Origin of the sequence: Paenibacillus sp. 7516 (genome assembly GCF_002272715.1) — a bacterium.
GTDB lineage: Bacteria > Bacillota > Bacilli > Paenibacillales > Paenibacillaceae > Paenibacillus > Paenibacillus illinoisensis_A.
In genome coordinates this window covers 40,764-66,271 of sequence record NZ_NPBI01000025.1, presented here as the reverse complement: position 1 = coordinate 66,271, position 25,508 = coordinate 40,764, and the positions used below count along the sequence as shown (strand labels likewise).

At 43.1% G+C, this 25,508-nt stretch carries 27 protein-coding genes; 1 reads left to right on the top strand and 26 read right to left on the bottom strand.

Translation table 11 applies throughout. From position 1 onward, the window contains the following. Positions 1 to 39: 39 nt before the first annotated feature. The 24 genes from CHI14_RS22225 to CHI14_RS22110 form a co-directional block, all read right to left on the bottom strand. Positions 40 to 1,815, bottom strand: a complete 1,776-nt coding sequence (locus CHI14_RS22225) for a thiamine pyrophosphate-binding protein (protein WP_095291391.1) — start codon at positions 1,813 to 1,815, stop codon at positions 40 to 42. Positions 1,816 to 1,830: 15 nt separating this feature from the next. Continuing rightward, the gene (gene rfbG, locus CHI14_RS22220; protein ID WP_095291390.1) at positions 1,831 to 2,898 is read right to left on the bottom strand and encodes a CDP-glucose 4,6-dehydratase; all 1,068 of its coding nucleotides are present in this window, start codon (positions 2,896 to 2,898) and stop codon (positions 1,831 to 1,833) included. Then, on the bottom strand, positions 2,892 to 3,686 hold the full coding sequence (gene rfbF / locus CHI14_RS22215) for a glucose-1-phosphate cytidylyltransferase (protein ID WP_095291388.1): 795 nt from the start codon (positions 3,684 to 3,686) through the stop codon (positions 2,892 to 2,894). Before rfbF ends, rfbG begins: the two co-directional genes overlap by 7 nt. Positions 3,687 to 3,702: 16 nt before the next feature. After that, entirely contained in the window at positions 3,703 to 5,268 is a 1,566-nt protein-coding gene (gene rfbH, locus CHI14_RS22210; protein ID WP_212677018.1) for a lipopolysaccharide biosynthesis protein RfbH, read from the bottom strand. A gap of 80 nt (positions 5,269 to 5,348) precedes the next feature. Next, on the bottom strand, positions 5,349 to 6,494 hold the full coding sequence (locus CHI14_RS22205) for a DegT/DnrJ/EryC1/StrS family aminotransferase (protein WP_095291387.1): 1,146 nt from the start codon (positions 6,492 to 6,494) through the stop codon (positions 5,349 to 5,351). After that, positions 6,484 to 7,128 carry an acetyltransferase gene (locus tag CHI14_RS22200; RefSeq protein WP_095291385.1) on the bottom strand — a complete coding sequence of 215 codons (645 nt, stop codon included), beginning with the start codon at positions 7,126 to 7,128 and terminating at the stop codon, positions 6,484 to 6,486. Before CHI14_RS22200 ends, CHI14_RS22205 begins: the two co-directional genes overlap by 11 nt. 19 nt (positions 7,129 to 7,147) lie before the next feature. Then, positions 7,148 to 8,287 (bottom strand): UDP-N-acetylglucosamine 2-epimerase, encoded by a 1,140-nt coding sequence (neuC, locus tag CHI14_RS22195; protein WP_095291481.1) that lies wholly within the window; start codon positions 8,285 to 8,287, stop codon positions 7,148 to 7,150. Next, positions 8,284 to 9,333, bottom strand: coding sequence for an N-acetylneuraminate synthase (gene neuB / locus CHI14_RS22190; RefSeq protein WP_249281207.1), 1,050 nt, complete (start codon positions 9,331 to 9,333; stop codon positions 8,284 to 8,286). Before neuB ends, neuC begins: the two co-directional genes overlap by 4 nt. Positions 9,334 to 9,336: 3 nt before the next feature. Continuing rightward, positions 9,337 to 10,068, bottom strand: a complete 732-nt coding sequence (locus CHI14_RS22185; protein ID WP_095291384.1) for an acylneuraminate cytidylyltransferase family protein — start codon at positions 10,066 to 10,068, stop codon at positions 9,337 to 9,339. Positions 10,069 to 10,076: 8 nt separating this feature from the next. Beyond that, positions 10,077 to 11,093 carry a UDP-N-acetylglucosamine 4,6-dehydratase family protein gene (locus CHI14_RS22180; protein ID WP_095291382.1) on the bottom strand — a complete coding sequence of 339 codons (1,017 nt, stop codon included), beginning with the start codon at positions 11,091 to 11,093 and terminating at the stop codon, positions 10,077 to 10,079. 12 nt (positions 11,094 to 11,105) lie between these two features. Then, a complete protein-coding gene (locus CHI14_RS22175) occupies positions 11,106 to 12,890 on the bottom strand; it encodes a motility associated factor glycosyltransferase family protein (RefSeq protein WP_170948231.1) in 1,785 nt (594 codons plus the stop codon). Positions 12,891 to 13,025: 135 nt separating this feature from the next. Then, complete coding sequence (locus tag CHI14_RS22170; RefSeq protein ID WP_095291379.1) at positions 13,026 to 13,370, bottom strand: hypothetical protein; 345 nt, start codon at positions 13,368 to 13,370, stop codon at positions 13,026 to 13,028. Beyond that, positions 13,370 to 13,744 carry a flagellar export chaperone FliS gene (gene fliS / locus CHI14_RS22165; protein ID WP_095291377.1) on the bottom strand — a complete coding sequence of 125 codons (375 nt, stop codon included), beginning with the start codon at positions 13,742 to 13,744 and terminating at the stop codon, positions 13,370 to 13,372. The genes CHI14_RS22170 and fliS overlap by 1 nt, the downstream gene beginning before the upstream one ends. Positions 13,745 to 13,766: 22 nt before the next feature. Next, complete coding sequence (fliD, locus tag CHI14_RS22160) at positions 13,767 to 15,251, bottom strand: flagellar filament capping protein FliD (protein WP_095291376.1); 1,485 nt, start codon at positions 15,249 to 15,251, stop codon at positions 13,767 to 13,769. A gap of 12 nt (positions 15,252 to 15,263) precedes the next feature. Beyond that, positions 15,264 to 15,653: a flagellar protein FlaG gene (locus CHI14_RS22155; protein ID WP_249281206.1), complete on the bottom strand. Its 390-nt coding sequence runs from the start codon at positions 15,651 to 15,653 to the stop codon at positions 15,264 to 15,266. A 150-nt stretch (positions 15,654 to 15,803) separates the two neighbouring features. Further along, positions 15,804 to 16,622, bottom strand: a complete 819-nt coding sequence (locus CHI14_RS22150; protein ID WP_095291374.1) for a flagellin N-terminal helical domain-containing protein — start codon at positions 16,620 to 16,622, stop codon at positions 15,804 to 15,806. Positions 16,623 to 16,810: 188 nt separating this feature from the next. Beyond that, complete coding sequence (csrA, locus tag CHI14_RS22145; protein WP_095291372.1) at positions 16,811 to 17,044, bottom strand: carbon storage regulator CsrA; 234 nt, start codon at positions 17,042 to 17,044, stop codon at positions 16,811 to 16,813. Continuing rightward, positions 17,044 to 17,466: a flagellar assembly protein FliW gene (gene fliW, locus CHI14_RS22140; RefSeq protein ID WP_095291370.1), complete on the bottom strand. Its 423-nt coding sequence runs from the start codon at positions 17,464 to 17,466 to the stop codon at positions 17,044 to 17,046. Before fliW ends, csrA begins: the two co-directional genes overlap by 1 nt. A gap of 101 nt (positions 17,467 to 17,567) precedes the next feature. Then, positions 17,568 to 18,476, bottom strand: a complete 909-nt coding sequence (flgL, locus tag CHI14_RS22135; protein WP_095291368.1) for a flagellar hook-associated protein FlgL — start codon at positions 18,474 to 18,476, stop codon at positions 17,568 to 17,570. A gap of 23 nt (positions 18,477 to 18,499) precedes the next feature. Further along, entirely contained in the window at positions 18,500 to 20,062 is a 1,563-nt protein-coding gene (flgK, locus tag CHI14_RS22130) for a flagellar hook-associated protein FlgK (protein ID WP_095291367.1), read from the bottom strand. Positions 20,063 to 20,080: 18 nt separating this feature from the next. Continuing rightward, positions 20,081 to 20,581, bottom strand: a complete 501-nt coding sequence (locus CHI14_RS22125; protein WP_095291365.1) for a flagellar protein FlgN — start codon at positions 20,579 to 20,581, stop codon at positions 20,081 to 20,083. An 8-nt stretch (positions 20,582 to 20,589) separates the two neighbouring features. Beyond that, entirely contained in the window at positions 20,590 to 20,874 is a 285-nt protein-coding gene (gene flgM / locus CHI14_RS22120) for a flagellar biosynthesis anti-sigma factor FlgM (protein ID WP_076287615.1), read from the bottom strand. A gap of 151 nt (positions 20,875 to 21,025) precedes the next feature. Next, a complete protein-coding gene (locus tag CHI14_RS22115; RefSeq protein ID WP_095291363.1) occupies positions 21,026 to 21,433 on the bottom strand; it encodes a TIGR03826 family flagellar region protein in 408 nt (135 codons plus the stop codon). Between the two features lie 261 nt (positions 21,434 to 21,694). Then, the gene (locus tag CHI14_RS22110) at positions 21,695 to 22,186 is read right to left on the bottom strand and encodes a ComF family protein (RefSeq protein WP_170948230.1); all 492 of its coding nucleotides are present in this window, start codon (positions 22,184 to 22,186) and stop codon (positions 21,695 to 21,697) included. 216 nt (positions 22,187 to 22,402) lie between these two features. On the opposite strand from CHI14_RS22110, the gene CHI14_RS30195 reads away from it, so the two are divergent. Continuing rightward, a complete protein-coding gene (locus CHI14_RS30195) occupies positions 22,403 to 22,615 on the top strand; it encodes a hypothetical protein (RefSeq protein WP_170948229.1) in 213 nt (70 codons plus the stop codon). A 144-nt stretch (positions 22,616 to 22,759) separates the two neighbouring features. Here the strand turns inward: CHI14_RS30195 and CHI14_RS30860 are convergent, their stop codons facing one another. Next, positions 22,760 to 24,673 carry a helicase-related protein gene (locus CHI14_RS30860; protein ID WP_095291359.1) on the bottom strand — a complete coding sequence of 638 codons (1,914 nt, stop codon included), beginning with the start codon at positions 24,671 to 24,673 and terminating at the stop codon, positions 22,760 to 22,762. A 467-nt stretch (positions 24,674 to 25,140) separates the two neighbouring features. Further along, positions 25,141 to 25,503: a hypothetical protein gene (locus CHI14_RS22100; RefSeq protein ID WP_141236723.1), complete on the bottom strand. Its 363-nt coding sequence runs from the start codon at positions 25,501 to 25,503 to the stop codon at positions 25,141 to 25,143. Positions 25,504 to 25,508: the final 5 nt, after the last annotated feature.

Sequence of the window (25,508 nt, the reverse complement as noted above, 5' to 3'; positions counted from 1 at the left end):
CAACAATCCCTTAGATGCAGTAGTTTGTTTTTTTTAAAATTAACTAGAGGAATCACCCTCATCTACCAAATCGATCAACATACTCTCTTTAAGTGCTTGTCGATCTAAATATGGAAACATGTCTTCTAATGGCCTGTTAACTACCAATTTAGGATATACTTCAGAATTGCTTGACAACAAAACCTCCAAAAAAGCTGGCCCTGTGGTATCAAAGAACTTCTTCATTACATCTATATCGTCCATTGATGTAATTGAGAAACTAGGGATATCATACGCTTGGAAGATGCGACCAAAATCAGGATTTGGATTCACCGTGGACTGTTTCCGGCCATTCATATACAAGTCTTGGAATTGACGAACCATTCCAAGTGATTGATTATTGAATACAACTATTTTTACTGGTAAATTAAGACGCACAATTGTATCTAGTTCTTGAATATTTAGTTGGATGCCTCCGTCTCCTGCTATGACAAGGACTTCTTTTTCTGAGGATAGGGCAGCTCCGATAGCCGCAGGCAGTGCAAATCCCATTGCTCCCATCCCCCCTGAATTCAACAATCTCTGACCGAAAGAAAGCTTAAATGACTGAGAGGCCCACATTTGATGTTGTCCAACATCCAAACAAACTGTCTTAATTCGGCCTGCCTCTAAAGATAACTTCTCAATAAATTGATTTGGTTCTACCTCAACATGCTCAGAAACAAATGATAATGTAGGATATTTGTTTTTTTGATCATTAATAAAGCTTAGCCAGTAATCTAGAGATTTTTTTCTATGATTAGCTAGTTTTGTATTCAGCTCAGTTAAAAACACCTTAATTGAAGCCGTAATAGCAATGTCCACATGCACTTTAGCATTTAGCTCACAAGCTTCAATATCTACGTGTATTTTGGTAGCTGCTCTAGCAAATGTGTCTGGACGAGTACCTGTTTGTCTGCTATCCAATCTCGAACCCAGTATAATTAAAAGATCACAATTGGCCACGGCTAAGTTACTATATCTGTGCCCGTAGGAACCAATCAAACCAAAGCTACGATCATATTCCGTAGAAACAACATCAAGTCCCATCAGCGAACTAACAACCGGAATTCCTGTGAGACTCAGAAATTTTCCCAACTCTCCTTGAGCACCACCGCTTCGAACTCCGCCACCCGCTAATATGAGGGGTCTTTCTGATAAACTTATCAAATCAATAATTTCATTTAATTTTTCTTCTGCAATAGTCTTCGATGCCGCACCTTGCCTAAGAAGTTCATACTCATCGCTATTAAAAAAACTTGGCAATTCCTCTGGTTCAATATCAGCGCGCTGAAGATTCATCGGGAGATCTATTAAGACGGGTCCAGGGCGTCCATTTTGAGCTAAATAAGTTGCTTTTTCAAGCTCGTATCTGATCATATTCGGATCAGTAATTAGCTCAGCATATTTAGTGAGGGATTTTACAACACTAACAATATCAGTTTCTTGAAAACCTAACTGTCGAACCGGTTTATCGAATTTGTATTCATAGGTGTTAACCTGACCAGTGATAAATAAACAAGGTACGGAATCAAAGTAGCAACTACCTATTCCTGTAAGCAAGTTCAATGACCCCGGACCACTGGTTGCCATAGCAACTCCTAATTTGCCATTCACACGTGCATAAGCTTCAGCGGCAAATGCTGCCCCTTGTTCATGTCTCACTGAAATACATTCAATCTCAGGAGTTTTGGATATTGAATCGAGTAGGTGAACTATTGCCCCTCCAATAAACTCAAAAACATGAGAAACGCCTTGCTCTTTTATGAAATGAACTACGTAATCAGAAAGTTTCAATTCCTTCCCCCCAAACTATGTTACTTGATGCTCTTCAATCTGACTCAAACAAAGATCAAGGAGAGTTTCTTTGTCGGGACTAGCCTTTGAAAAGGTAATAATTTGATCAATCGTCTTTTCCAGACACCATTTAGGCCGCCAGCCTAACTCTTTTTTAGATTTAGAACAATCTAGTTTAAGATATGTCGCTTCATGTGGATGGTCACCAACAGAAATTTCGTATCCTTTGTTAGAATCACTCCATTTAGTACAAATCATTTGAACGATACATTCTACTGATTTTGCATCAGTTTCTTCTGGGCCAAAATTCCACGCTTCTGCATAATTCGAGCCCTCTTCAAACAACTTTTCTAGTAGTATAAGGTAGCCACTCAAAGGTTCAAGAACATGTTGCCATGGTCTAATTGAATGTGGATTTCGAATCTGAACAATTTCATCTGTTAATAAGGCTCTAATAGAATCAGGCACAAGACGATCCGCTGCCCAATCTCCACCACCTATAACATTGCCAGCTCGTGCTGATGCTACCGCTACCTTTCTATTTTCATTACTAAAAAAAGAATGGCGGTAAGCAGATGTCACCAGCTCTGAACATGCTTTACTGCTGGAATAAGGATCATACCCACCAAGAGGCTCCGTTTCTCTGTAACCCCATACCCATTCCTTGTTGTCATAACACTTGTCTGTGGTTACATTTAAAACACATTTGACTGATTGACACTGTCTTACAGCTTCAAATACATTGACTGTCCCCATAACATTCGTCATATAGGTATCCACCGGAGATTTATAAGATTCTCGCACTAAGGGTTGGGCCGCCATATGAATAACAATTTCAGGTTCGGAAATCTGCATAGCTTCACTTAAGGCATGATAATCTCTAATGTCCCCAATAACGCTTTTATAAATTAAATTCTCGACTTGACAAATTTCAAACAAGCTAGGTTTCGTTATAGGCGATAATGAAAAACCGGTAATTTCTGCTCCCAGTGAGCTTAACCATATGCTTATCCAAGACCCTTTAAATCCTGTATGACCTGTTAAAAAAACTTTTTTCCCTTTCCAAAACTCCTTGTTCACCATTTAGTTTTCACCTTCAATTTCCCTTCACTCCAAGGAGCATTCCCTTTCGTCCACAACTCTTCTAAGTAGTTCTTGTCTCTTAAAGTATCCATAGGCTGCCAGAAACCACCGTGCTTAAATGCTTGGAGCTGACTATTTAAAGCTAAATTCCTCAATGGCTCTTCTTCAAAAATCGTCTGATCATCTTCAATATAGTCCATAACTGCCGGGTTCAAAATAAAGAACCCCCCATTGATCCATCCATTATCGCCTTTTGGTTTTTCCTTGAAACTAAGCACATTTGAGTCCCCATCTAATTCCAACGAACCAAAACGACCATTGGGTTGAACCGTTGTAACTGTGGCTTGTTTTCCGTGACTCTGATGAAATTCAACGAGTTCCTTAATATTCACATCAGAAACTCCATCACCATAGGTAAGCATAAAAGATTCATTATTTAAATACTCTCTTACTCGCTTCAGCCTCCCCCCAGTCATCGTACCTAAGCCTGTATCAACCAATGTAACCTTCCATGGTTCAGCGTGAATATGATGGATTACTTGTTTGTTAGTAGTAAAATCAAAGGTGATATCAGATTCATGCAAAAAGTAGTGAGCAAAATACTCCTTAATTACATATCCTTTGTAACCTAAACAGATAACAAAATCATTGAACCCATAGTGTGAATATAATTTCATAATGTGCCATAAAATTGGCTTACCCCCAATTTCAACCATGGGTTTAGGCTTGAGATGAGATTCTTCGCTAATTCGGGTGCCGTACCCCCCCGCTAAAATGACAACTTTCATACCTGATCCTCCGAATCTATTTTTTCTCAAATACGAACCTACGAATGGTCTCTATCATGTAATCTACCTTTTCTACTGTAAGTCCTGGATAGACACCTACCAGAAATGTATCATTCATGATCTTATCTGTATTAGTTAGATCCCCACTAACTCGATAATTGACATGTTGGAATGCAGGCTGACGAGTTAAATTGCCTGCGAATAGCATGCGGGTCTGAATACGATGAGCTTCTAAATAAGCTACGACTTCATTTTTTGTAAACTTAACTCCGTCGCGTAAGGTTAAAATAAATCCAAACCAGCTGGGGTCCGAATTCCTCGTAGCTCTTGGAAGTATGAAAAACTCCTCTAAATCCTTAAGCCCCTCTAAAAGACGACTGAAATTATATCTACGAGCTTGAGTAAAACTTGGCACCTTTTTCAACTGCTCTACTCCAATAGCTGCCTGCATCTCAGTTACTCGAAGATTGTAACCAATATGTGAATATGTGTATTTATGATCATATCCAAACGGTAACGAGCCTAGTTCCCAGCCAAAGCGTTTATTGCAGGTATTATCGCAGCCAGAAGGGCACCAGCAATCTCTTCCCCAATCTCTAAACGATTCAAGAACAGATTTTAAAAGTGCATTGTTTGTATAGACCGCTCCACCTTCTCCCATCGTCATATGATGTGGTGGGTAAAAACTAGATGTGCCGATATGCCCAAAAGTCCCCGTTAATTGACCTTTAAAAGTTGATCCAAGGGCATCACAGTTATCTTCAACAACCCATAAATTATACTTAGAAGCAATCTCCATGACTTGGTCAATTTCGAATGGATTTCCCATTGTATGAGCTATCATGATTGCTTTGGTTTTGGCAGTAATAGCAGCCTCAATCTGATTAACCAAAATGTTATAAGTCCCCAAATCTACATCTATAAATACAGGAATGGCACCATTCTGAATAATAGGTGTCACTGTTGTTGGGAATCCTGCCGCAACTGTAATTACCTCATCTCCAGGCTTAATCTGGCGATCTTTTAATTTAGGCGAAGTAAGGGCAGAAAAAGCTAAAAGGTTAGCAGAAGAGCCAGAGTTGGTCAGAAGGGCATACCTCACTCCCAGAAACCGAGCATACTCTTGCTCAAACTGCTTATTGTACCGGCCAGCAGTTAACCAAAAGTCCAGTGAAGAGTCGACTAAACTCCTCATTTCTTTTTCATCATATACGCGACCGCCATAAGAAATTGAAGAAGTATCAGGGTCAAATTTTCCCTCTCTGTCAGCATGAAAGAGATCATAATAGTTTTCTACTTTGATCAGTATTTCAAGCCTTGTTATCTTTTCTAGGTGGGAACGTTCGACTTCACCAATTCTAACAATCCTCTCGACTTTCATTATTTCTTTACTGCGAATATCTAAATAAGCGGATTTCATAAGACTCTGCGAATCTATTTCAACAGAATACTTCTCAGCATGTATACTTTTGGCGCTAAAAGTCAAAGGATAAACTTCAAACGTATCATTACTGATTCTGGAAGCAATAACCCCATAACTTTCAGTTCCTTTGACATTAACAATGGTTCCTTGATTAATCATTAGCAAACTCCTTACATTTTTAGCCTTCTTTAAGTCAGTAAAGTATTTTATGGCAATATTTATTTATTGGAACTAATCAATTATTCAGATAATAATTTTTTTAATACATTCACAACTTCATCCATTTCGATACTACTCATATTTGTGTCCGAAGGAAGACATAACCCTTGAGCAAAAAATTTCGCCGAAACATCTTCCTCTTCAGTATGAGAATAATAGCTATACTCCTGAAAAATAGGCTGAAAATGCATGGGTTTCCAAACGGGACGCGATTCAATATTATTTGATTCCAAGACCTCAATTATTTGTGTAGGTCTTATTCCAGTCCGCTTCGAATCAAGAAGCATAGTTGTCAACCAGTGAGTTGACCTACCATATGTTTGTTCATCTAATATAGTCACACCAGGAATATTTGCTAGTTCTTTGTGATAACCTTCACGGATTTCCCTTTTACGTATAATTCGGTCCTCCAGTACTTCCATCTGCCCTCTTCCAATTCCAGCAAGCACATTGCTCAGTCTATAGTTGTATCCTATCTCACTATGCTGATAATGTTTTGCTTGATCCCTGGCTTGAGTTGCCAAGAATCGAGCCTTTTGGAGAGCTTTTAAATCATCGGATACCAGCATACCTCCACCAGATGTAGTGATGATTTTGTTTCCATTGAAAGAAAAAATCCCAAAACGACCAAGAGTACCGCTCATTTTCCCTTTGTAGGAAGCCCCCAAAGATTCTGCAGCATCCTCGACAATCGGAACCTCATATTGTTCGCATAGTCGGAGCAATGGATCATAATCCGCACTTTGTCCATACAAGTTCACGACGATAACCGCCTTAGGCAACTTTCCCTTCTTCGCATAGTCTCGAAATGCCCGTTCTAATGCTACTGGCGACATGTTCCAACTATTGGTTTCGGAATCAATGAATACCGGAGTTGCTCCTTGATACAAAATGGGATTAGCACTTGCAATAAACGTGAGCGAAGAGCAAAAGACCACATCCCCCTGCCCTACACCCAACAAACGAAGAGCCAAATGGATTGCTGCTGTACCAGAATCAAGTGCCACGGCTCCAGCTGCCCCTACATAATCAGCTACAACTTTCTCGAATGCGTCGACATTAGCCCCTAAAGGAGCAATCCAATTCGTATCAAAAGCTTCTTGAATGTAACGTTGCTCCCCCCCCCCCATATGCGGGGAGGCCAAATAAATACGCTTAGTCCGCATCGTTCTTCTCCTTTCGTTTTATGATTTTAGCGGGACATCCTACTGCAAGCACATCAGAAGGAATATCTTCGATCACGACCGCGCCAGCACCTACTGTGCTATATCGTCCTATTCGTACACCAGGAATGGAACACGCCCCTATTCCAAGGTGTGTGGCCTCTTCTACACAAACATTTCCCGCTAGACGGACGCCAGGAGACAAGTGTACATAGTCGGCAATTCGGCAATCATGATCGACCGTCGATGCCGTGTTGATAATAGTATGTCGGCCAACATGTACATCCGCTTGCAAGATGGTTCCTGCCATCACGATACTACCACTGCCTACCTGTACACCCGTACCTAGAACAGCTGTCGGGTGGATAACCACAGCGAATACAGCCCCCAATTTTTCCAATTCGGTAGCTACTTCGCGGCGAATCCCAGCATCACCGATGGCCACGATCCAAGCTGCATTCGAATGCTTAGCAACGATGTTTGGTAAATCTAAACGATTGCCCAGATGAGGAACATCGCGCCAAAATGGTAAAGACCAACGATCATCGACCACACCGCAAATATCATGTTGCGCAGCTCTAGCTACATCTAATACAACTTTGGCATGCCCGCCGGTTCCGAATATGATTACATTCATGTCACCTATTCCTTCTTTCTCAGTAGGAAATAGTCTTTTGAATCCATTCTCTGTTAGATGGAGTCTCCTTTAACAAACGTACAATATGATCTGATGTCCCTGGATACTCGTACACATTGTGTAGGTTCTCTAGATCCTCGACAAATAACTTTGAGCTTATTTGTATCAACGCCTGGCTTAATTCCGTTGCACTTTCTTCAATATCAACTGTATTTGCAGAGCGCTCCCGTCCAGCTTGTCGGCTTCCTATATTAATCACCGGTACACCGAAGGACGCTGCTTCAATGATTCCTGATGAAGAATTACCCACCAACACCTGTGTATGTTGAAGAAGTGTCAAGTAGTCCAGCGGTGCAAAGCTTGTGACTGTAGTTAAGTTTGGATACTGACTTAATCTCTCATATATCGAATCAATCTGTTCCGTACCTGCATCAGCATTAGGCCTAATTGCGATTACATGTTCACTGTGTTGTAAAAGAACAAGAAGCATCTCTTCTAATTCTTCAACAGCCGTTGCTTCTGTCGTGACAGGATGATAGATAAAGAGTGCATATTTGCAAATGTCTTTTAGCTCGTATTGAGCCAACACTTGCTCTATATCCGGCAATTTCTCTCGACGAATCGTCTCGATCCGAGGTGCTCCAACCACATGTACTCTCCATTCATCTTCACCCATACGCCGTAATCGCACAGCACTACCTTGAGTAGCCGGAAGATGCAGATGAGCCAGCTTGCTGATTGAGTGGCGGACAGATTCGTCGATCGTACCAGACACTTCTCCTCCATGCAAATGAGCGACCAAAATATTCAAGTGAGTCGCAGCGATCGCAGCCGCAAGCATCTCTCCACGGTCACCTAGTAACATCACCACATCAGGCCTACTCTGCTCAAAGGCTTGCGTCATCCCTAAGATTCCCATAGCAATTGATCGGGCCATGTTACCATGGGTCCCCCCATGAAGAAGTGAATCTACCCTGAAATCCACCTGAAATCCATCTTTTTCAATCTGCTTCACCGTATTTCCGTACTGTGGGGAAAGATGCATGCCTGTTGCAAGAATGGACAGCTCTAGATCGTTATCTGAACGAATTGCTTCCATGACAGGTTGTAGAATACCGTAGTCTGCCCTCGTCCCTGTAATCACCATAACTTTTTTCATTGCAGATCTACCCAATCAAAAAGTTCCTCTTGCTGCATATCACGATTTACTTTTCGCCCAATTAATGAATAGTAATGTTTGGGTTCAAGTCCTACGCCTGGACGTTTTACCGTAAGATCTTCTGCTTCCAAAACTTTACCGGCCGGAATGGCATGTGCCGCTACAATACTTTTCCTCGCAATTTTCCTTGTATTGGATTCAGAAGGCATACATCGCTTTACTCCGTCTCCCCAAGCCTTCTGCAAGTTTCTCAACGAGCTTACCAAACTTTTTAATTCCTTTGGCTCCAGCGATGCTTTATGATCAGGTCCAGGCAGTGTACGGTCAAGTGTAAAATGCTTCTCTATCACTTGTGCTCCGAACGCGGCTGCAGCGATGGAGATTTCTATACCTTCTGTATGATCTGAGTATCCTACCGCTCTTCCAAAAGATTGTCTTAATGTCCTGATTGCCAAGAGGTTCACATCCTCTAGTGGAGCCGGGTAATCAGATGTGCAGTGCAATAAAACGACAGGGCAATTCGATAGTGCCTCAAGGGATTCCCTTATTTCTTCCAAATCAGCCATTCCCGTTGAGAGCAGAATTGGACGACGATAACTATTAAGCTGATGAAGGAACGGAATGTTATTCATATCTCCAGATCCAATTTTGAATGCCTCAACATCAATCGAATCAAGAAATGCAGCACTCTCTTCATCAAAAGGCGTAGATAGAAAGTCGATTCCTTTTTCATCGCAATATCTTCTAAGTTTCACAAAATCTTCAAAACGAAGCTCCAGCTTTTTAAGCATTTTCAACTGACTCTCAGTTGAAGCCGTATTTGCTGTCTGGTAATCAGCCTTCTGAGCCTGACGCGTTACAAGTTTTTCGCTTACAAAAGTCTGAAATTTCACCGCATCTGCGCCTGCCGCAACTGCTGCGTCAATACACTCAAACGCACGCTGCAGCGAGCCGTTATGATTAACACCAACTTCAGCAATAACATATACGGAATTCATTCCGTTCTGATTTGAACTTATTGTTTCAAATAACCGTGTAATGCTCATGGGTTACTCCCTTCCGCTTTCATCAAATTCCTGCAGAATCCATTCCGCCAGACGAAAATCCCAGAGTGTATCGATATCAACAGAACGTTCAACAGGCATAATATACCCTTGATTGGACGGACCTACAATTTGACCACTCTCCATCAACAGATCACGTTTCATTAGATAAAGAGCTCCATTTAATTCATAGAGCTCTGTCAATTCCTGACGCCGTATGTGGTCTTCTACTTGAAGAAATGGATTCAGCTGGCCTGTATCACTCCGCTGACGTAGAAGATACGGATGAGTCTGTGCTGGAGTGATACTCTGCAACGAGTCTGCCCCACTTTGGAGAAATTGCCCCATTGCCTTTTGAATATCTCTGGCTGTACGAAGCGGTGAGGTTGGCTGTAGCAACAAAATATGTTCGTAGTTCTGCCGACGATTCTCAAAATATTGAACTGCATGCTTTAAGACGTCAATGCTTTTCGCTTCATCTGTAGCAAGCTCAGCCGGGCGCAGAAAAGGCACCTCGGCACCAGCACCTCGTGCAACGTCCGCGATCATTTCATCATCAGTCGAAACAACCACATTTGTAACATAACCACTCTCCAACGCTGCTTCAATCGTATACACAATCAATGGTTTACCTTTTAATAAACGAATATTTTTCCCCGGCAGCCCCTTAGATCCACCCCGCGCAGGGATAACTGCTAAACAAGTATTGGTTGTTAAGGTAGACCGTTCTCGATTCATACTATTACTCACTTTCTTTTATGAAAAGCTAAATTATTGGCCTCCAGTAGTTGACGCAATGGTTCTTTTCGAAACACCGGCGCAGTATGCGAGGAATACTCGCGATATGGAGCCGGTGTAAAACCCTCATAGTTTGGGCGATCTGTATCAAACACAGTAGGGATAATATACATCGTCTCATTCTCAACAGCACGTTCCGATTCATCCAAAGTCATTAATTCTTCATAGAGCTTTTCACCCGGACGTATACCAACTTCTTCAATTTTATTTAAGTAGTGTATACCTGTCGCTTGTTCATAAGATTCGATCAAACATTCTGCCAAATCGACAATTTTAAGAATTGGCATCTTTAACACAAAGACTTCGCCGCCCTTTGAATACTTTGCAGCATTCAGTACAAGTTCGGCGGCCTGAGGAATAGACATCATAAAGCGCGTCATTTCACGATGAGTAATCGTCAACGTTCGCCCCTGTTCAATCTGTTCACGGAATAGTGGAATAACTGAGCCTCGTGAACCCATTACATTCCCAAAGCGAACACAAGAAAATATGGTTGCCTTGTCTCCCTTATAAAGATTTGCCGCTGAAACCAAGCGCTCAGATAGAAGCTTTGTCGCTCCCATCGTGTTGGTCGGATTTACCACTTTATCCGTACTAATGGAAATGACCTTCTTGACATTATTTTCGAGAGCGGCTTCAATCAGGTTTTGAACTCCAATAACATTAGTTTTAACAGCTTCCATCGGATTGTACTCACAGGCGGGCACATGTTTGAGTGCAGCTGCATGAAAGATGTAATCTACCCCCTCCATCGCATAACTAAGACGCTGCTTATCACGAATATCACCTATTAAATAACGTATATTAGAGTATTCCTTTAGCTCATGCTGCATTAAGAATTGTTTGCTTTCATCACGACTAAAGATACGGATGGCTTTAGGCTGATACAGAAGGAGTTGGCGTACAATCTCACTTCCTATCGAACCTGTTCCCCCAGTAACGAGTATAACTTTATTCTGGAACACTAAATTCTCTCCTTACTGTGGAAGTTTATTTGTTTCATTCTTGATCCGATTCATTGACTCTTCGATCATATCCATAACTCTTGGTATCTCATCACTCATTAAAGACACCAAACTGCCCAAATGCTCGTGAATTAAATCCACCTTTTTAATAATATCCTGCTCTAACGAAGCGCTTGGAAGCAAGCGGTCAAAATCGTGGATAGACTTCGGATTTAAAGTTAAAAAAACAGCTTCAAACCAGGGACGATTTACAATATCTCTCCATGCTAATTCAATGTTTGCAAGTGCATCCCATGCCTTTTTAGGTTTGGTTCGTGCAAATTCTCTTATCTTCCCTATTTTCTTTTTGATATCAAATAACGTTCCTTTCACTATCAAAAGCTCTTCTGTCAAAAGTGTTATCCTGTTTTCTAAAGCCCCAACTTTCTCTGCTTGAGTATTCTTAGATTTTTCACTTAGTTCACGTACTACCTTCAATATAGCGTCTTGTGGTATGGATTCTTCTTTAATTAGCTCGTAAACTCTTTCGGGATCCATCCATTTGGCACCTTCGATCCTTGCGCCTCCGCGAGTAGCATTTAGGAACTCAACTTCTGAGAAAACCGATATTACACTCTCTAAGCTATCTTTCATTAATTTGAATGCGGGAGTAGTATCATTCTCTTCTCCAAAAACATTTTTAACTTTAAATCTAGCATTTTGGACTTGGCTTTCTAATTCATCTTGGTCAGCATGCTTAACCCCACTTGCATAAAACTGTCCATTTTGAAACGACAAATCTTGTCCCATTAAAACAATCCGTTTTGCCCCCAAACTAATAGCAGCTTGAATAGCAGTACCACTGACCGTAGGAGTAGAATAAAAGTAAGGGTACGTTGCATCTAAATCAAGCACATAACGACTAACCAGATCATTTTGAAATACTGCATAGATCATGTTCTCTTTCTTCATGTCGCTTATCCCATAATAAGCGCTTAAAGAGAATAATAGTGGCGGCTCTAGAGCCCCTGGAACTGAGAACACTTTTTCATTAATGGGTGACCCGTCCAGTATAGTGGTTAAATGAGGGGTTAATCCATAATTGAGCAAAGCTTGAATATTTGAACCGGCCGAGATAATAAGTGCATGGTCCTTCATTTTTTTGAGCCACTCGATATCACCATTCAACGAAGGTCCAGATGCAACAATAACAGCTGTTGCTCCCTGATAAGGAAGGTTGAGATCAATAACGGAAGGTTGATTTACAGTAACATGTAACTGGTTTAAAGGGTTTCTAACCCAGTCCTCACCAAAAAAATTCATCGTTAATCTATTGGATTCAAATGTAAATTGATATTCTAGAAACTTCGATTTCACTTCCTTCAAGCTATCAAATGAGTCGTTTAAATACTGTCTTAACGCAACAAAAGCCAACTCACCATCCATATAAGTACAGATGTTGTAGAACAACATATTTAATTGATCTTCACCCAGCGAGAACCAAATAATTTTAGGCCACTCCAAAACAGGAGAAAGATCATACTGATGGACTGCATGCAAAAAGGAAGATTCATCCGGTTCGTAGACAATAATTAAACGATCCGGGTACTTCTCGATAATATCAGATAATCCAATACCCTGACTAAATCCATATACGAAAATCAGTTTAATATCGCCAATAGCTCCGTCTACAGCTTCTATCCAAGCTGCATCAAATTCTCCCGATTCTATACTAAAAGATTCAGAGGTTTCCTTGTTAGCATGGAGTTCTTGCAACATAAGTGAAACGTTAGGAAACTTTTCTCGAATAATCTTCATATTATTATCAAAATATGACATTACACATCACCACTTTGCTGTCTATTATGCTTTATTCTCTATATTAGTATATCGGACTTATTTATGTATAATGAATAGAAAAAACTCTAGAGTTTAAACTCTAGAGCCTTAATCTCACTTTCTATGGTCAATAAACCAACTATCTACTGCATAATTCTGTTGGTACCCATTTCGTTGCTGTTTAATCGAGCCCTGGCGCTGCAACCACTTTCCAGCCTCTTGTTTAAGAAATTCCATTCTTTCTACAATAGCCGGGTCAAAGCTCAAAATATATGCTATTTGTTCTCGATCATCTTCTGTCACCTGATCCTTCATCGTTATAAACAAATCAACCAGAGTTTGGCGCTGATTTGCCAGACGAAGCAGCTCTTCTTCGTCCATCGTCTGAAGTCGAAAAGCCGCATCCTCTGTTAAACTCTTCAGTTCGTCCAGAATAGATTTAATATTGGATTCTCCCATCAAATGCTACCTGCTAGTTTGCTCGCTCCTACCCAAGCCTCACGAAGCTCCGAAAGATGTTCCACAACTTCAATAGCGGGTGCAGCATCCTTTTTAATATTGGATTGAAGTAGAAGATTAAGCAGGTATTCATAGATACGTACTAGATCATTTGATATAGCATAATCAAAATTTAAAGAAGAGATAAGCTCATTAACGATGGCCTGAGCTTTACAAAGGTTATTGTTAGCCATTTCTATATTTTTCGAGTTAATTCCTTCAATCCCTGCCTTTGTAAAACGAATTGCACCATCATAGAGCATGATTAACAACTTGGATTTCGAAGCGGTCTGGGCTTGAGTTTGCTGATACTTCTGATAAGGGGAACTAATCAAATTACTCATCCTCCTTTAAACATCAAGAACTAAATAAGCTAGATGCTGTAGTATTATATCGATTTATAGCAGTTTCCATGGCTGTGAATTTACTATAATAACTTGTTTCCATTCTATTCAATTTTGAAGTGAATTCGGAAATCTGGCGATCCAACGAAGTCAACTGTTCACCCATCGAACTATTGACTATAAACGAAGCCGTCAGCTCCTTACTCGACAATGAAGTACCTGCCGTTTTATTCAGTGAAGTCAACGTATTGGTTGTAATTTTCTGGAGTTTAGCTAGGATACCATCAGTTTCAATGAATTTATTGTTAGAAAATGAATTCGAATAATTAGTCGAGAAGAAATTAGTTATGATATCAGGATCTTTATCTAATGCTTCTTTTAATTTATCTGTGTCAAGAACCAACTTTCCTTTGCTTGTATAATCCCCCGTAGTAATGCCTAAGTCTGTCATACTTACCTTGCTTCCGTCCGCAAGAGTTACACCTTGAACCATAGCCATTCGCATATTCGAAACCGTCTCCTGGAGGATACTATCATTCTTCAACATGCCGCTTTTGGCTTTCTCTGTCCAGGCTGTAATATCCGATTCTTCCATTTCAGCTTTCTGAGCTGTTGTTAAAGGTGTGTACTTGGAATACCGCTCTTCGCTTAACTTATTGTTCATCAAACCTAGAAGTTCATTATATGAATCTACAAAAGATTGCACTGCTGAAACGATGGCATCTGTATCCTTGGTAATTGCAATTGTCGAAACTGAGCCAGCACTCTCAGCATTCAATGTAAGTGATACACCATTGATGTCAAAGGTGTTCGATGTTTGTTCCATTTTTAACCCATTAACTTCTACAACAGCATTTTCTGCCGCCGTACCGTCTCCTAAGTTAAATGCGGCTTTCAAGTTATCACTAACCTTTAAGTTACCTCCGCTATCTACTCCTGCTGCACTTTTCCCTGTAGCACGAGCTGTCAAAGACAAACCGTTGGTGGCATCATAAATAGCCGTAACACCAGCTGTCTTACTATTATTAATCTTTTTGACCAAAGATTCGATCGTGTCTCCTGCCTCAACCGTAATTGTGGAGTCTCCGCCCACCTCAATGGTTGAACCCACTGTAATCAACGTAGCCAGTGAAGTGCTTGCACTTAAACCGAGACCTGTGTCCGACACAACATTTGCCGAAGTTGCAAGGTTTTTAACATCTACAGTCATTGTTCCCGAAGCACTTGAAGATGCTGTAGCGGTTACAGCTGTATTATTTCCAGTTACTGTTGCTTTTTGTGTGTTTAAAGTTGATGCCTTACTTAACGAGTCTTTGATTTTATCTTGTGTGAACGTAACTAGCTTAGTGCTTAGTTCACGATAATTCTCTCGTTTCCACTCTAACAGTTGCTTCTTCTGATTCATTCTGTCAAGCGGTGCACTTGCAGATGTCATTAACTTCTTAACCAGAGTGTCTATATCCATACCTGAAGCAAGTCCCGTTACACGTGTTACCATTCGTCCTTCCCCCTATACTTTTTTGTCAATAACAATTCCTGCATGCTCCATCATACTGGACAACACGTCCAGTATTTTTTCCGATGGAATTTCACGAATCACATCACCAGTCTCCTGATTTTTCACTTTAATCATTATAGTATGTGTAGCGTCGTGTACGGAAATTTCCAATGTCTTCTGCGGTCCTTGAATGGCACGAATCGCACGTTCCAAATCTTTCATAATTTGTTCCCGATCCTGTGCAATCTGCGGAATTGATGCTCCAGCGGCAATGATACTGGAATTAACATTCGGTGACTGTTTGCTTCCTTCAGACAAATCGCGGGTCGTTTTCACATAAGAAGATGAAGTTGCCATATTCGCAGTCATGCCCAAAGAACCTTGGGTTGCGTTTGTACTCATCCTTTTCCCTCCCGTACTTTCCGTAATGTCTTCCATTCACTACTATATATCGGCAATACTTTGTCATTAATTTATGTATTCAGAAAAAAATAAGAGCCCTGCATGTGCAGGACTCCAAAAAGATCAAAAATTGGTCGTAGAAACCAATAATTAACGCAACAAGGAAAGTACGCCTTGTGGCGCTTGGTTTGCTTGTGACAACATCGATTGCGAAGCTTGCAAGAGGATGTTGTTTTTGGACAAAGCAACCATTTCTTTCGCCATATCAGTATCACGAATACGAGACTCGGAAGCTGTCAGGTTTTCAACAGTTGTGCCCAAGTTGTTGGAAGTATATTCCAAACGGTTTTGAAGCGCACCCAAGTTACCACGTTGCGTAGCAACCGTTTTAATCGCTGCATTGACACTACTCAAACCAACTGCAGCCTGAGAAGCAATTGTAGTAGCACTGCTACCTTTAGCTGCAACATCAGTGATGCCTGTAGTCTTAATTTTTGTAATAGTAATTTGGAATTTAGAATCATCTGCTTGAATTTTGATGTTTGACGAAGCTGCAGTTTTTGTGATTTTGATACCGTTGAAGGTAGTGTTTGTCATGATTGCTTGAATTTGCGATTGCAATTGACCCAGCTCGGAGTCGATATTAGCAGTATCGCTCGAAGTGTAAGTACCGTTCGCTTTTTGTACGTTCAGTTCTTTCATACGAGTCAGCATGGAGCTTACTTCGTTCATTGCGCCTTCAGCAGTTTGAGCGAAGGAAATCCCGTCTTGGACGTTACGTTGTGCTTGCTCCAGACCACGAATTTGACCGCGCATTTTTTCGGAAATTGCCAGACCAGCTGCATCGTCAGCCGCACGGTTAATACGCAGACCGGAAGACAATTTCTCCATGTTTTTGCTAGATGCTGTTTGGTTCAGACCCATGTTACGGTGTGTGTTAACAGCAGAAATATTGTGATTGATAATCATTGTTTATTTCCTCCCTGAAATGGTTATATGCCCACATCCATGTGGTATTAGCGTCTTCACAGGTCGGCCGCCCTGAAGAATTACCGCCTTAATATATATATCGACCCACATTTGCAGTTTGTTTATAGCAATCTTATATTTTTTCAAAAAATCTTTTAGATCAATGAAAATAATCTTTAAACTTCAGTTCAATCATCATGCTTACTTAACTGATGTATGATATTTTTTAATCCTTCCATATCCATGGCAGCATGTTTATTGTTTTGCTGAATAGCCTCTATAACCTCTTTGCGATAGATATCGATCTCACGCGGTGCCTCAATCCCAATCTTAACGTTATCACCATCTATCGCAAGTACAGTCAAAACAATATTGTCAGCTATGACAATCGATTCGCCTTTTTTTCGGGTTAATACAAGCATCAAAGGTCACCATCCTTGTTTAAAGATTCTCCATTCTCCCATAAAAAGTGCTTTGTTTGGTATTCAGTATTATGCAATACGATTTGTTTTCCTATTTTTTTCTGATGATTGAATACAACAGGCGCAAGTAGATTACATGTTGCCTTTTGTAGGTCTTCATGCAGTGTAGCAATACACCTTACTATTACTTGCTCAGGTTCGGTAATATAAAGCTCCTCCAAATGTTCAGGAGAAAGCTCAAACTCATATCCTTTATGAAAATCAAATGGATTAACAGTCACGAATGTCACTGCAGCATTGTCTACCGAGCTTAACAAACTGAAAATTTCATCATGCTGTTGCAACGTAAAGCTTCTTAAATCTTCGAAACCCGGTAATCCTTTGTTAAAAGTAAACATATCTATAATTTCTTTCTCTTTCATTTCATCCACCTCTTCACACAAATTAGTCAAAATTAGTTTGGAATAAAAAAGCTATGGAGCATCTATATCCATAGCTTACTAAAGTATTTATCTAATTGTAATTATCTCATGAAATCCATCAGAGAAGGCTGCATAATTTGAGCAGAAGACTTCAATGAAGCTTCGTAAATGGTTTGCGCAGATGTAGCTTGAATCATTAGACTCGCAACATCTGCATCCTCCGTCTTGGATTGCAGTGTAGTAAAGTTTAAATTTTGATCAAGTAGTCGGTTTTGAACTAATTCGATTCGATTTGAACGAGCCCCTACTTCAGAAAGGGCAGCTTGCATTTTATTCGATCTTGATTCAATGTTCTCTAACTGCTGACTAACAGCATCCTGATCTTCACTATTCAGAGCAGCAGAAAGATTATCTATGATTCTAAAGATATTATCTGTTTCTGTTTTTGAACCAAAGAATTCGTTTCCCGATGTATTAATCTGAAATGTCACTTGCTGACTTATAGAGTAGATTACTCCTCCATTATCTGTCTCCACATCTGCGAATTCTGTTACACCGCCCGAAAGTTGGTAAGGCATTTGATCATAAGTTTCTCCATTAAAAATGTACTTCCCACGAATTTGTGTATTTCCAATGTCAACCAAGTGATTCTTTAATTCATCTACTTCAAGATTTACAGCTTCTAGATCGGAACCAGATAACGTTCCATTTGAACCTTGAATTGCTAACTCCTTAAGACGCTTTATAACGTCTAATGCCTGCTGCATGTTAGAGTCAGTTGTATCCAACCAACTGACTGCAGCGTCAGTATTAGTCTGGTACTGCTCATTAGCCGCGAGCTCTGCACGGTAACGAAGCGCGTAAGTCACACCAACGGGATCATCGGATGGTTTATTGATTTTGCGCCCAGTAGAAATCTGGTTGGACATGTTATCCATTCGGTTCAGGTTGCGGTTCAGGTTACTGAGCATCTGAGTGCTCATCATGCCTGAGGTTACGCGAATAGCCATTATTGGTTACTCCTCTCTATGTCTTAGCGCCCGACTACACCGGTGCTGTTAATGAGTTTATTTAGCAGTTCGTCATAGGCAGTCATGAAACGGGCGGCTGCACTATACGCGTGCTGGAATTTGATCAGGTTACTCATCTCTTCATCGAGAGATACGCCGCTTACCGATTGACGATTCAAGTCGACCTGCTCCGTGAGAAGTTGAGCATTTTGTGCCTGACGGTTGGCTTCTTGGGTCTGCACACCAAGTTGTCCTACAATCGCGCCAAAAAAGTCATCTACTGTGGTCGGTTTGGACACTGCTGTGCCAAAATCGAATTTGGCATCTTTTAGACCGGCCAGTGCCAACGCCAAGCTGTTATTCCCGAGAACAACACTCTCACCTGTACCTGTTCCGGTCGTACGCATCGAAGTTGCAATGTTATTCGGATCATTCTGAATATCTGTACTTAATGTAATATTCCCAGCCGTAATTGTTCCTGAACCGTCTTTGGTTGTAAAGAAGTCTCCACCTGCTGTTGGCGTATTCCCACTAAGCGTATAACCCAGTTTGTGCAGCCCATTAATCCCTTGAACTGTCACTTTCAAATCTGATGTTAACGTTCTATTGTTATTGGCATCGGAATAGGTGACATTGTTGAACACCGTGCCGCTAGGCAATACGGATCCAGCAGGAATGGTAATTTCAATATCTCCGGTTGCGAGTGTGTTCGCCAGTTGATTAATTTGGTTGCGATAGTCTGCTACATATTGATCACGGGAATGGATCATTCCGTAGACTTCGCCACCCGTTAGCGTCCCCGCTTGATAGGCATTCTCCAGAATATCAGCCGTTACGGGAACAACTGCTGCTCCGGTAACTGCGACTTGGCCTGCAATCGTCACCTGGTAGCCGCTATCCAGTTCTGTTATCTGAACGCCAGCAATCTTGGAGAGCTGGTCTACTGCATAATCGCGTTGGTCACGCAAGTCATTGGCATTGTCCCCAAGCTGCTCCACTTTTACAATGTTGTTATTCAGGTCCGCGATGGACTGCAGATATGAGTTAATTTCGGTTGTTTTTAAAGAAACGTTGTTGGTCAGATCGTTAGTCAACGCGTCCAATTGGAGACTAATCTGATTCAAACCATCTGTTAGCGCTAACGTTGTTTCCTTCACGATCTTGCGGTTGGTAACATCCTGTGGGTCTTGGCTCAGATCGGACCAGGAGTTCCAAAAGTTATTCAGAACTGTACGGATCCCTGTATCCGAAGGCTCATTCATGATTGTTTCGAGCTTCTCCAGTGTACTGTTCCGAACAGTCCAGCCCCCAAGTGATGTATTCTCATTACGGAATTGGCCATCCAGAAAAGATTCACGCACACGCATAATGGAGTTAAACTCAACCCCTGTTCCAAGCTGACCTGGAGATGTCGTGCGATAAAAGGCCACAGCATCAATCGGATCTGCCGCAGTCATGTTGACGACTTGACGTGAATAACCCGGTGTATTTGCATTGGCAACGTTATGTCCTGTGGTGTTCAAAGCGGCGGTTTGCGTAATTAAACTGCGTTTGGCCGTTTCAATTGAATGGAATGTTGAAGCCATGTTGTTTTTCCCCCATTATTAAGCCCGAGTATCAAAGAGTCCGGAGCGAGCCATACCGTAAGGCTTCTCTGAAGGATTCTGATAAGTGGCCTCTGATTCAGAATGAAATGACATTGTCTCAATAAAGAAGTCGATGTACGATAGTGACTGTTTGATCAGCTGTTGGTTGGCTTCATTCAGAAACTTCACCTTTTGCAGCACATCCGTTAATGAGGTTTGAGCCTGGAGAAGCTTCTTCTTCTCAGCCGCATCAAAAACGAGTCTCATTAGCTCACTAATCGTTAGATTCAGTTTCGACTTGATGCCACGTTCCTCCAGGAACTGATGGACCGCCTGAAGTCTCTGCTGCTCAATCAATTCAATTCTTTTAGCCAATTTGGATTCTTGATTGATTAGAGCAATCAGTGTCTCGACTTTGTTGGCCACAACCGCTTCCTTCTTTTGTTCTCCCAATACCAGCATATCCTCATGTGCGGCTTGCAGCTGTTCAAGTACATCGATTATTGATTCAATTGCCATGTGTCCTCCTATTGATTAGGGAAGTTCTTAAAGTATGGAGCGAGCTTCTCAGCGAGCTTCTGGCTGTCTACTTGATACGTTCCCGAATTTACCTGTTCCTTCAATTCCTGAATGCGCTGCGTACGTGCTGCATCCTGTGTACGACTTTGATCTTCAAGCATCTTCATCGCCTCCGGAGAAATGGATACTTCGTCCTTACGGCGGCTTTTCTTAGCGTCAGCCTGCTGATTGGATTCAATGTTCCTTTGATAGGAATTAATAGCACCAATTCTATTCGGTTCATTGATTTTCATACGAAATACACTTCCTTCACCTTAGGATTTTTACATTATCTTTATCATTGCGAACAATTCGGATAATAAAAAAAACCGATAATCTTTAATAAGTTTATCGGTACGTTCTAAAACATTTGTTATAGCAGGAACTGCATTTAAGCCCTCGTTCCTATGAATCCCGCAGTTTGTCGACAGCATTGTAGGCTCGTCCGCCTATATTGCCATTATCCTTCTGACCTACCTCACGTGCTGCCCCAGCCAAGTCTTTCGTTAAACGATTACGGCATGAGTCACACATATGCCCTTCACGGATTAGCGTACCGCATACCTCACAAGGATACATCATATTCGGGGCGTTTTCGATGGAAATCCGTCCCTCCCGGATGAACTTGGTGATCTGCTTAATGGAAATCTCCGTTGCATCAGATAGTTCCTGTATGTTAGTGCCTTTATTCTCCCGTAAATAATCTACGCAAGTCTGATATTCCTGTTCTATTTCCTTAATGCAATTCGAGCATACATCCCGAAAGTTCAATGCATATAACCTGCCACAGCGAGGACAATTACCCAGATTCATCGCTTAAACGCCCCTCTCAAACTTCCTCATTCCGATGGATAATACCTATACATTACCTTATTTTCTCACATCTAGTCCATAGTCTATTTGCGCACCAAGAGGACCAAGAATGCGTACATACGCAAATTTTCAGATGATATTTTACGGCTATAGTTGAATAATTTCTATACTTTCCTCATTGTGAAAAAGATTTTTTTCTTATATCTCATGATAATCTATTACATCTCTAAAATTCAAACTCTCCTGTAATCTTAAATATTGCTATGATCGCGCCAATGATAATGTATAGATCTCTACCGGAATGTCATCTATGACAGCTGCATTTAAAATAACCCTACCACACGCGTCCAAGGTGCTGCCCGTTGTGTAAATATCATCAATTAATAGCAATTGAAGTGGACAAGAGTGCTCTCTAGCTGAAATAGTTTCTGCTTTGCCTATGTAGAGGTCCCTTAAAGTATCCATTACACCGGGGCTTATTGAAAAGGCTTCCTTCATCGTCTCAATCCGTTCGCCACGTGTCTTGAAGCTCTGCTTGATCGTGTTGATCCTGCGCTGCAGCAGATCAACTACGGGTAGACGGCAGGCTGCGGCGAGTCCGGAAGCGAGCCGCTCGGCCTGGTTGAAGCCGCGCTCAGCAAGGCGCTCGCTGCTGACGGGGACGTAAGTCACCACGTCAGGCTGCCATCGCGGCTTGGGGCTTGGGAGCAGCGACTTCGGTTGACGTGTCGCTGCTTGAGGGTTAGCACGCACGGCTGCTGATGCGTGCGCGCCAGGCGGTTGAACGCGCGCGTAAGTTGACGCGCGCGGGCTAGGTGGATGCGAGCTGGCATCCACCGGAGGTGAAGCAGAGGTGGCGGAATAAGCCACAGAAGCCTGGGTTTCTTTTACGGCAACCAAACTCAGTTCTTCACTCATGGCTTGAAAGGCTTGAATGAGAAGTGACGTTAACAGCGGTGCGTAGCGCTCGTGGCCCCTGAATTTGTACATGCCGATCCATTCTTTCATAAGAGCATTGTATTGAACGGCACTGCGGTTGCAGATAAACGAACGATTGGCCATATGTGGACGGATGCAGTCTGGACAACCGATGGCCCGGCCACAACGCAGACAGCGGATGGAGCGAATCCATGGGATCTGCTGAGCACAGCGTGCACAAATCCCCGGGTAGGTTGGAGTTAGTATGGCACGGGTGCCACAGGTCAGGCAGGTTGCCCCAGGCGGGGCAAACAGGTTATGTAGGCGATGGGTCAGCTGGTGAACAAAGTCGGTTATATCGTTAAGTCGATTGAACATGATGCCAGTACCTCCTTAAATGGAGCGGATTTATCGTTGGGTCTGCTGGTGTAGGTAACCCTTGCGATGTGCAATGGTGTTCATTTTCCGGATCTGTGCTACCGCCTTGACCTGGGAACGTGTGCGCCGGGAGGATGCAAAGACGACTCTGCCTGCCGGATCATCCATGGAACGCCCTGCTCTGCCCGCCATCTGTACCAATGAGGCCTCGTCGAAGAGCCCATTATCTGCATCCAAAATAAAGACATCGCTGCGCGGAATGGTCACTCCCCGCTCCAGAATGGTGGTCGTCACCAAAAGACGGATGTCTCGTTCGCGGAATGCCATAACTTTACTTGCCCGGTCCGCATCTTGGGAAGATGTCCCTTGGATATGGATTTGAGGAAATAGGCGCCGCATCAGGTTAACAAAGGCCTCAATCTGGGCAATACGTGTTACAAACACAAATACCTGAGCATCACGCTGCAAAGAGGTTTGGATACTATTCTTCAGGGCAGTGGGAAGACTTCTCTTTTTGATACATTCAGCAACAGTCGGTATCTTGATCAAATGCGGAACGGGCAGAGGATAGCGGTGAAAGCGTACCGGTACCCGCGCATGAGCGAGTTTCCGCTGTGATACTTCTTTTTGCAGCCGGGCTGGCGGGGTAGCCGAGAGATATATGAAATTCCCATCTGGTTTGCAGGAAGCGACCGCGGCATGAGCGAGCATGGGATCATTGTGATAGGGAAAGGCGTCAAGCTCATCAATGATGACCAGATCGAACCCTTGGTAAAAACGCATCAGTTGATGTGTGGTCGCGAGGGTGAGTTGTGCGTCTTTCCACCGCTCGGTACTGCCTCCGTATAAGGTCGCCAGCGTAACGTCAGGAAAGGCTTTGGCCAGACGTGGCGCCAGCTCCAACACCACGTCTCTGCGCGGCGTTGCTACAAGCGCTCTCCCTCCGCGGTCCAGCGTATGCTGGAGCAGCGGAAAGATCATCTCGGTCTTGCCGGCCCCGGTCACGGCCCACAGCAAGAACCGCCCCGGCCCATCCTCAGCGGAGGTGGGCCGGGCCAAATACGCCAGCGCCGCAGAAGCTGCCGCGCTCTGCGCTGCGCTAAGCCCCCACCGGGCGAGCACGCCGCCGGTGGCAAGAGCGGCCGTGCCCCGCACGGCCGCAGGCGCTGCGCTGCGCAGAAGCAGCGCACAGGCACGGCTGCGCCCCAATGCGAGGCAGGCCTCGCAGTAGGCGCACGCCGCCAGGCCGCAGGCAGCGCAGGGCACGCGCTGCCTGGCAACGCTGCCGCACCGGCGGCAGCGGGGCGCGCCTTGCGCGCTGAGCCACGCGGGCCGGCGGCGCGTGGGCAGTTCCAGGGCGGCTGTGATGCGCAGCCGCCCATGCAAGCGCGCGAGCTGCACAGCCGCGCGCCAGGAGGCCAGCTGCGGGACGGTGTCCGCCAGCAGCGCCTCCGCCTCGGCCGCCAGCAATTGGCGGCCGCAAAGCCGCTCAGCCAGCAGAGCTGCACCCTGCTCCAGCTTATCCCACTGATCAGCGGGATAAGCTGCTGGCATCCCGCCCGCCCCAGCTCCACTTGAGGCAGCAGCCATCCCACTTGTCCCAGCGATACGTTCAGCGGTAATCATCACCGCTTTTCCCGTTAAACCTGCACTTTCTTTTCTAGCTGCCTGTTCCCCTGACAGCTTCTCATACTCGTCCACTTTACGGCGCATATATGCCAGCCAATGTCCCTCATTCCACTGATCCATTACACGCTCCGGCTCAAAATGTTCAACCAGCCATGACGCCTGACTTAGCGGCAACGCTTCATCCAACAACAACCAGCTAAGCACCTGCTGACCACTCGCACCTTCCAACCACCAAGTGACATCCACCCGCAGATCCAAGGACAATAGCATGTTCCACCTATCCCTGACTCGGCATACATAGAGCGCAACTCTCATCAAATCCCCTCCCCCAAACTTAATAATTGCTAGAAACGCAAAAAAAGCACACGCTTACCCGGCTATCTGCCGGAGCATGTGCTTCATGTCCTGATTTCATCCAATGTCTTATCTTATTATCTTTTTACTATATCAATTGATTCATTGCAGGACAAGCTTTAGGAATTTAAAATTCTTGTTTTAGGCCCATTTTACCAATTTAACGAATACCCCAAATCAATCTCATAAAGTGCGAAACTTTTTCCAATCGGTACCGTCTATACTTTTAAGTTAAGATGTACGGTTTTCAAATTGCTTCTTACATCAAACACAGCAGCTCCACATCCAAACAATAACCATAGATTGCATAAAAACCCATTTTTAATTTAACAGCAGACTTGGCTACAATGAACAAAAAAAGATTACAGCTATGCTGTAATCTTCATGTGGATCTATGGAAACGAATTCGATTCAGGCGTTAAATAAAATTAATGCTCAGGCTCACGCAGATCAATAAGTCGAAACGCACGATCTGCATTTGGTTTCGGACGTTCCATATCGGGTGGTACAGCTGCCAGGTATGAAGGCTCCAACCCCTGCTTGCGCATCAGCTTTTCAATAATCCGAACCGTTTCCGATTCCATACGATCAGCAACAACTGTCAATGTGAAGCTCTTTCCACGGTAAAACAGCTCCCGGCAAAGTGCTCTTACAACGCCTTCGATCCGCTGTTCCTGATTAGAAGGAATGAGCAGAATCTGCTCGTAACCCTCGGATTCCGGACGAGAAAGATGACGCTGGTGCATGGCGTGAACGGCCACTGCCGCCAGGAAGTATATGAGCAGAATCATAGTCA

What these genes read in the sequence shown, in the direction of transcription:
- CHI14_RS22205 (WP_095291387.1), bottom strand. Translation starts at nt 6,494, where the DNA reads ATGCGGACTAAGCGTATTTATTTGGCCTCCCCGCATATGGGGGGGGGG.
- flgM (WP_076287615.1), bottom strand. Translation starts at nt 20,874, where the DNA reads ATGAAAATCAATGAACCGAATAGAATTGGTGCTATTAATTCCTATCAA.
- CHI14_RS22185 (WP_095291384.1), bottom strand. Translation starts at nt 10,068, where the DNA reads ATGAATCGAGAACGGTCTACCTTAACAACCAATACTTGTTTAGCAGTT.
- CHI14_RS22150 (WP_095291374.1), bottom strand. Translation starts at nt 16,622, where the DNA reads ATGATTATCAATCACAATATTTCTGCTGTTAACACACACCGTAACATG.
- CHI14_RS22125 (WP_095291365.1), bottom strand. Translation starts at nt 20,581, where the DNA reads ATGGCAATTGAATCAATAATCGATGTACTTGAACAGCTGCAAGCCGCA.
- fliW (WP_095291370.1), bottom strand. Translation starts at nt 17,466, where the DNA reads ATGAAAGAGAAAGAAATTATAGATATGTTTACTTTTAACAAAGGATTA.
- fliD (WP_095291376.1), bottom strand. Translation starts at nt 15,251, where the DNA reads ATGGTAACACGTGTAACGGGACTTGCTTCAGGTATGGATATAGACACT.
- rfbG (WP_095291390.1), bottom strand. Translation starts at nt 2,898, where the DNA reads ATGGTGAACAAGGAGTTTTGGAAAGGGAAAAAAGTTTTTTTAACAGGT.
- CHI14_RS22170 (WP_095291379.1), bottom strand. Translation starts at nt 13,370, where the DNA reads ATGGGAGAATCCAATATTAAATCTATTCTGGACGAACTGAAGAGTTTA.
- flgK (WP_095291367.1), bottom strand. Translation starts at nt 20,062, where the DNA reads ATGGCTTCAACATTCCATTCAATTGAAACGGCCAAACGCAGTTTAATT.
- CHI14_RS22115 (WP_095291363.1), bottom strand. Translation starts at nt 21,433, where the DNA reads ATGAATCTGGGTAATTGTCCTCGCTGTGGCAGGTTATATGCATTGAAC.
- neuB (WP_249281207.1), bottom strand. Translation starts at nt 9,333, where the DNA reads ATGAGCATTACACGGTTATTTGAAACAATAAGTTCAAATCAGAACGGA.
- CHI14_RS22155 (WP_249281206.1), bottom strand. Translation starts at nt 15,653, where the DNA reads ATGAGTACAAACGCAACCCAAGGTTCTTTGGGCATGACTGCGAATATG.
- CHI14_RS22175 (WP_170948231.1), bottom strand. Translation starts at nt 12,890, where the DNA reads ATGAAGATTATTCGAGAAAAGTTTCCTAACGTTTCACTTATGTTGCAA.
- rfbF (WP_095291388.1), bottom strand. Translation starts at nt 3,686, where the DNA reads ATGAAAGTTGTCATTTTAGCGGGGGGGTACGGCACCCGAATTAGCGAA.
- CHI14_RS22100 (WP_141236723.1), bottom strand. Translation starts at nt 25,503, where the DNA reads ATGATTCTGCTCATATACTTCCTGGCGGCAGTGGCCGTTCACGCCATG.
- rfbH (WP_212677018.1), bottom strand. Translation starts at nt 5,268, where the DNA reads ATGATTAATCAAGGAACCATTGTTAATGTCAAAGGAACTGAAAGTTAT.
- csrA (WP_095291372.1), bottom strand. Translation starts at nt 17,044, where the DNA reads ATGCTTGTATTAACCCGAAAAAAAGGCGAATCGATTGTCATAGCTGAC.
- neuC (WP_095291481.1), bottom strand. Translation starts at nt 8,287, where the DNA reads ATGAAAAAAGTTATGGTGATTACAGGGACGAGGGCAGACTACGGTATT.
- CHI14_RS30860 (WP_095291359.1), bottom strand. Translation starts at nt 24,673, where the DNA reads ATGAGAGTTGCGCTCTATGTATGCCGAGTCAGGGATAGGTGGAACATG.
- CHI14_RS22200 (WP_095291385.1), bottom strand. Translation starts at nt 7,128, where the DNA reads ATGAATGTAATCATATTCGGAACCGGCGGGCATGCCAAAGTTGTATTA.
- flgL (WP_095291368.1), bottom strand. Translation starts at nt 18,476, where the DNA reads ATGGCTATTCGCGTAACCTCAGGCATGATGAGCACTCAGATGCTCAGT.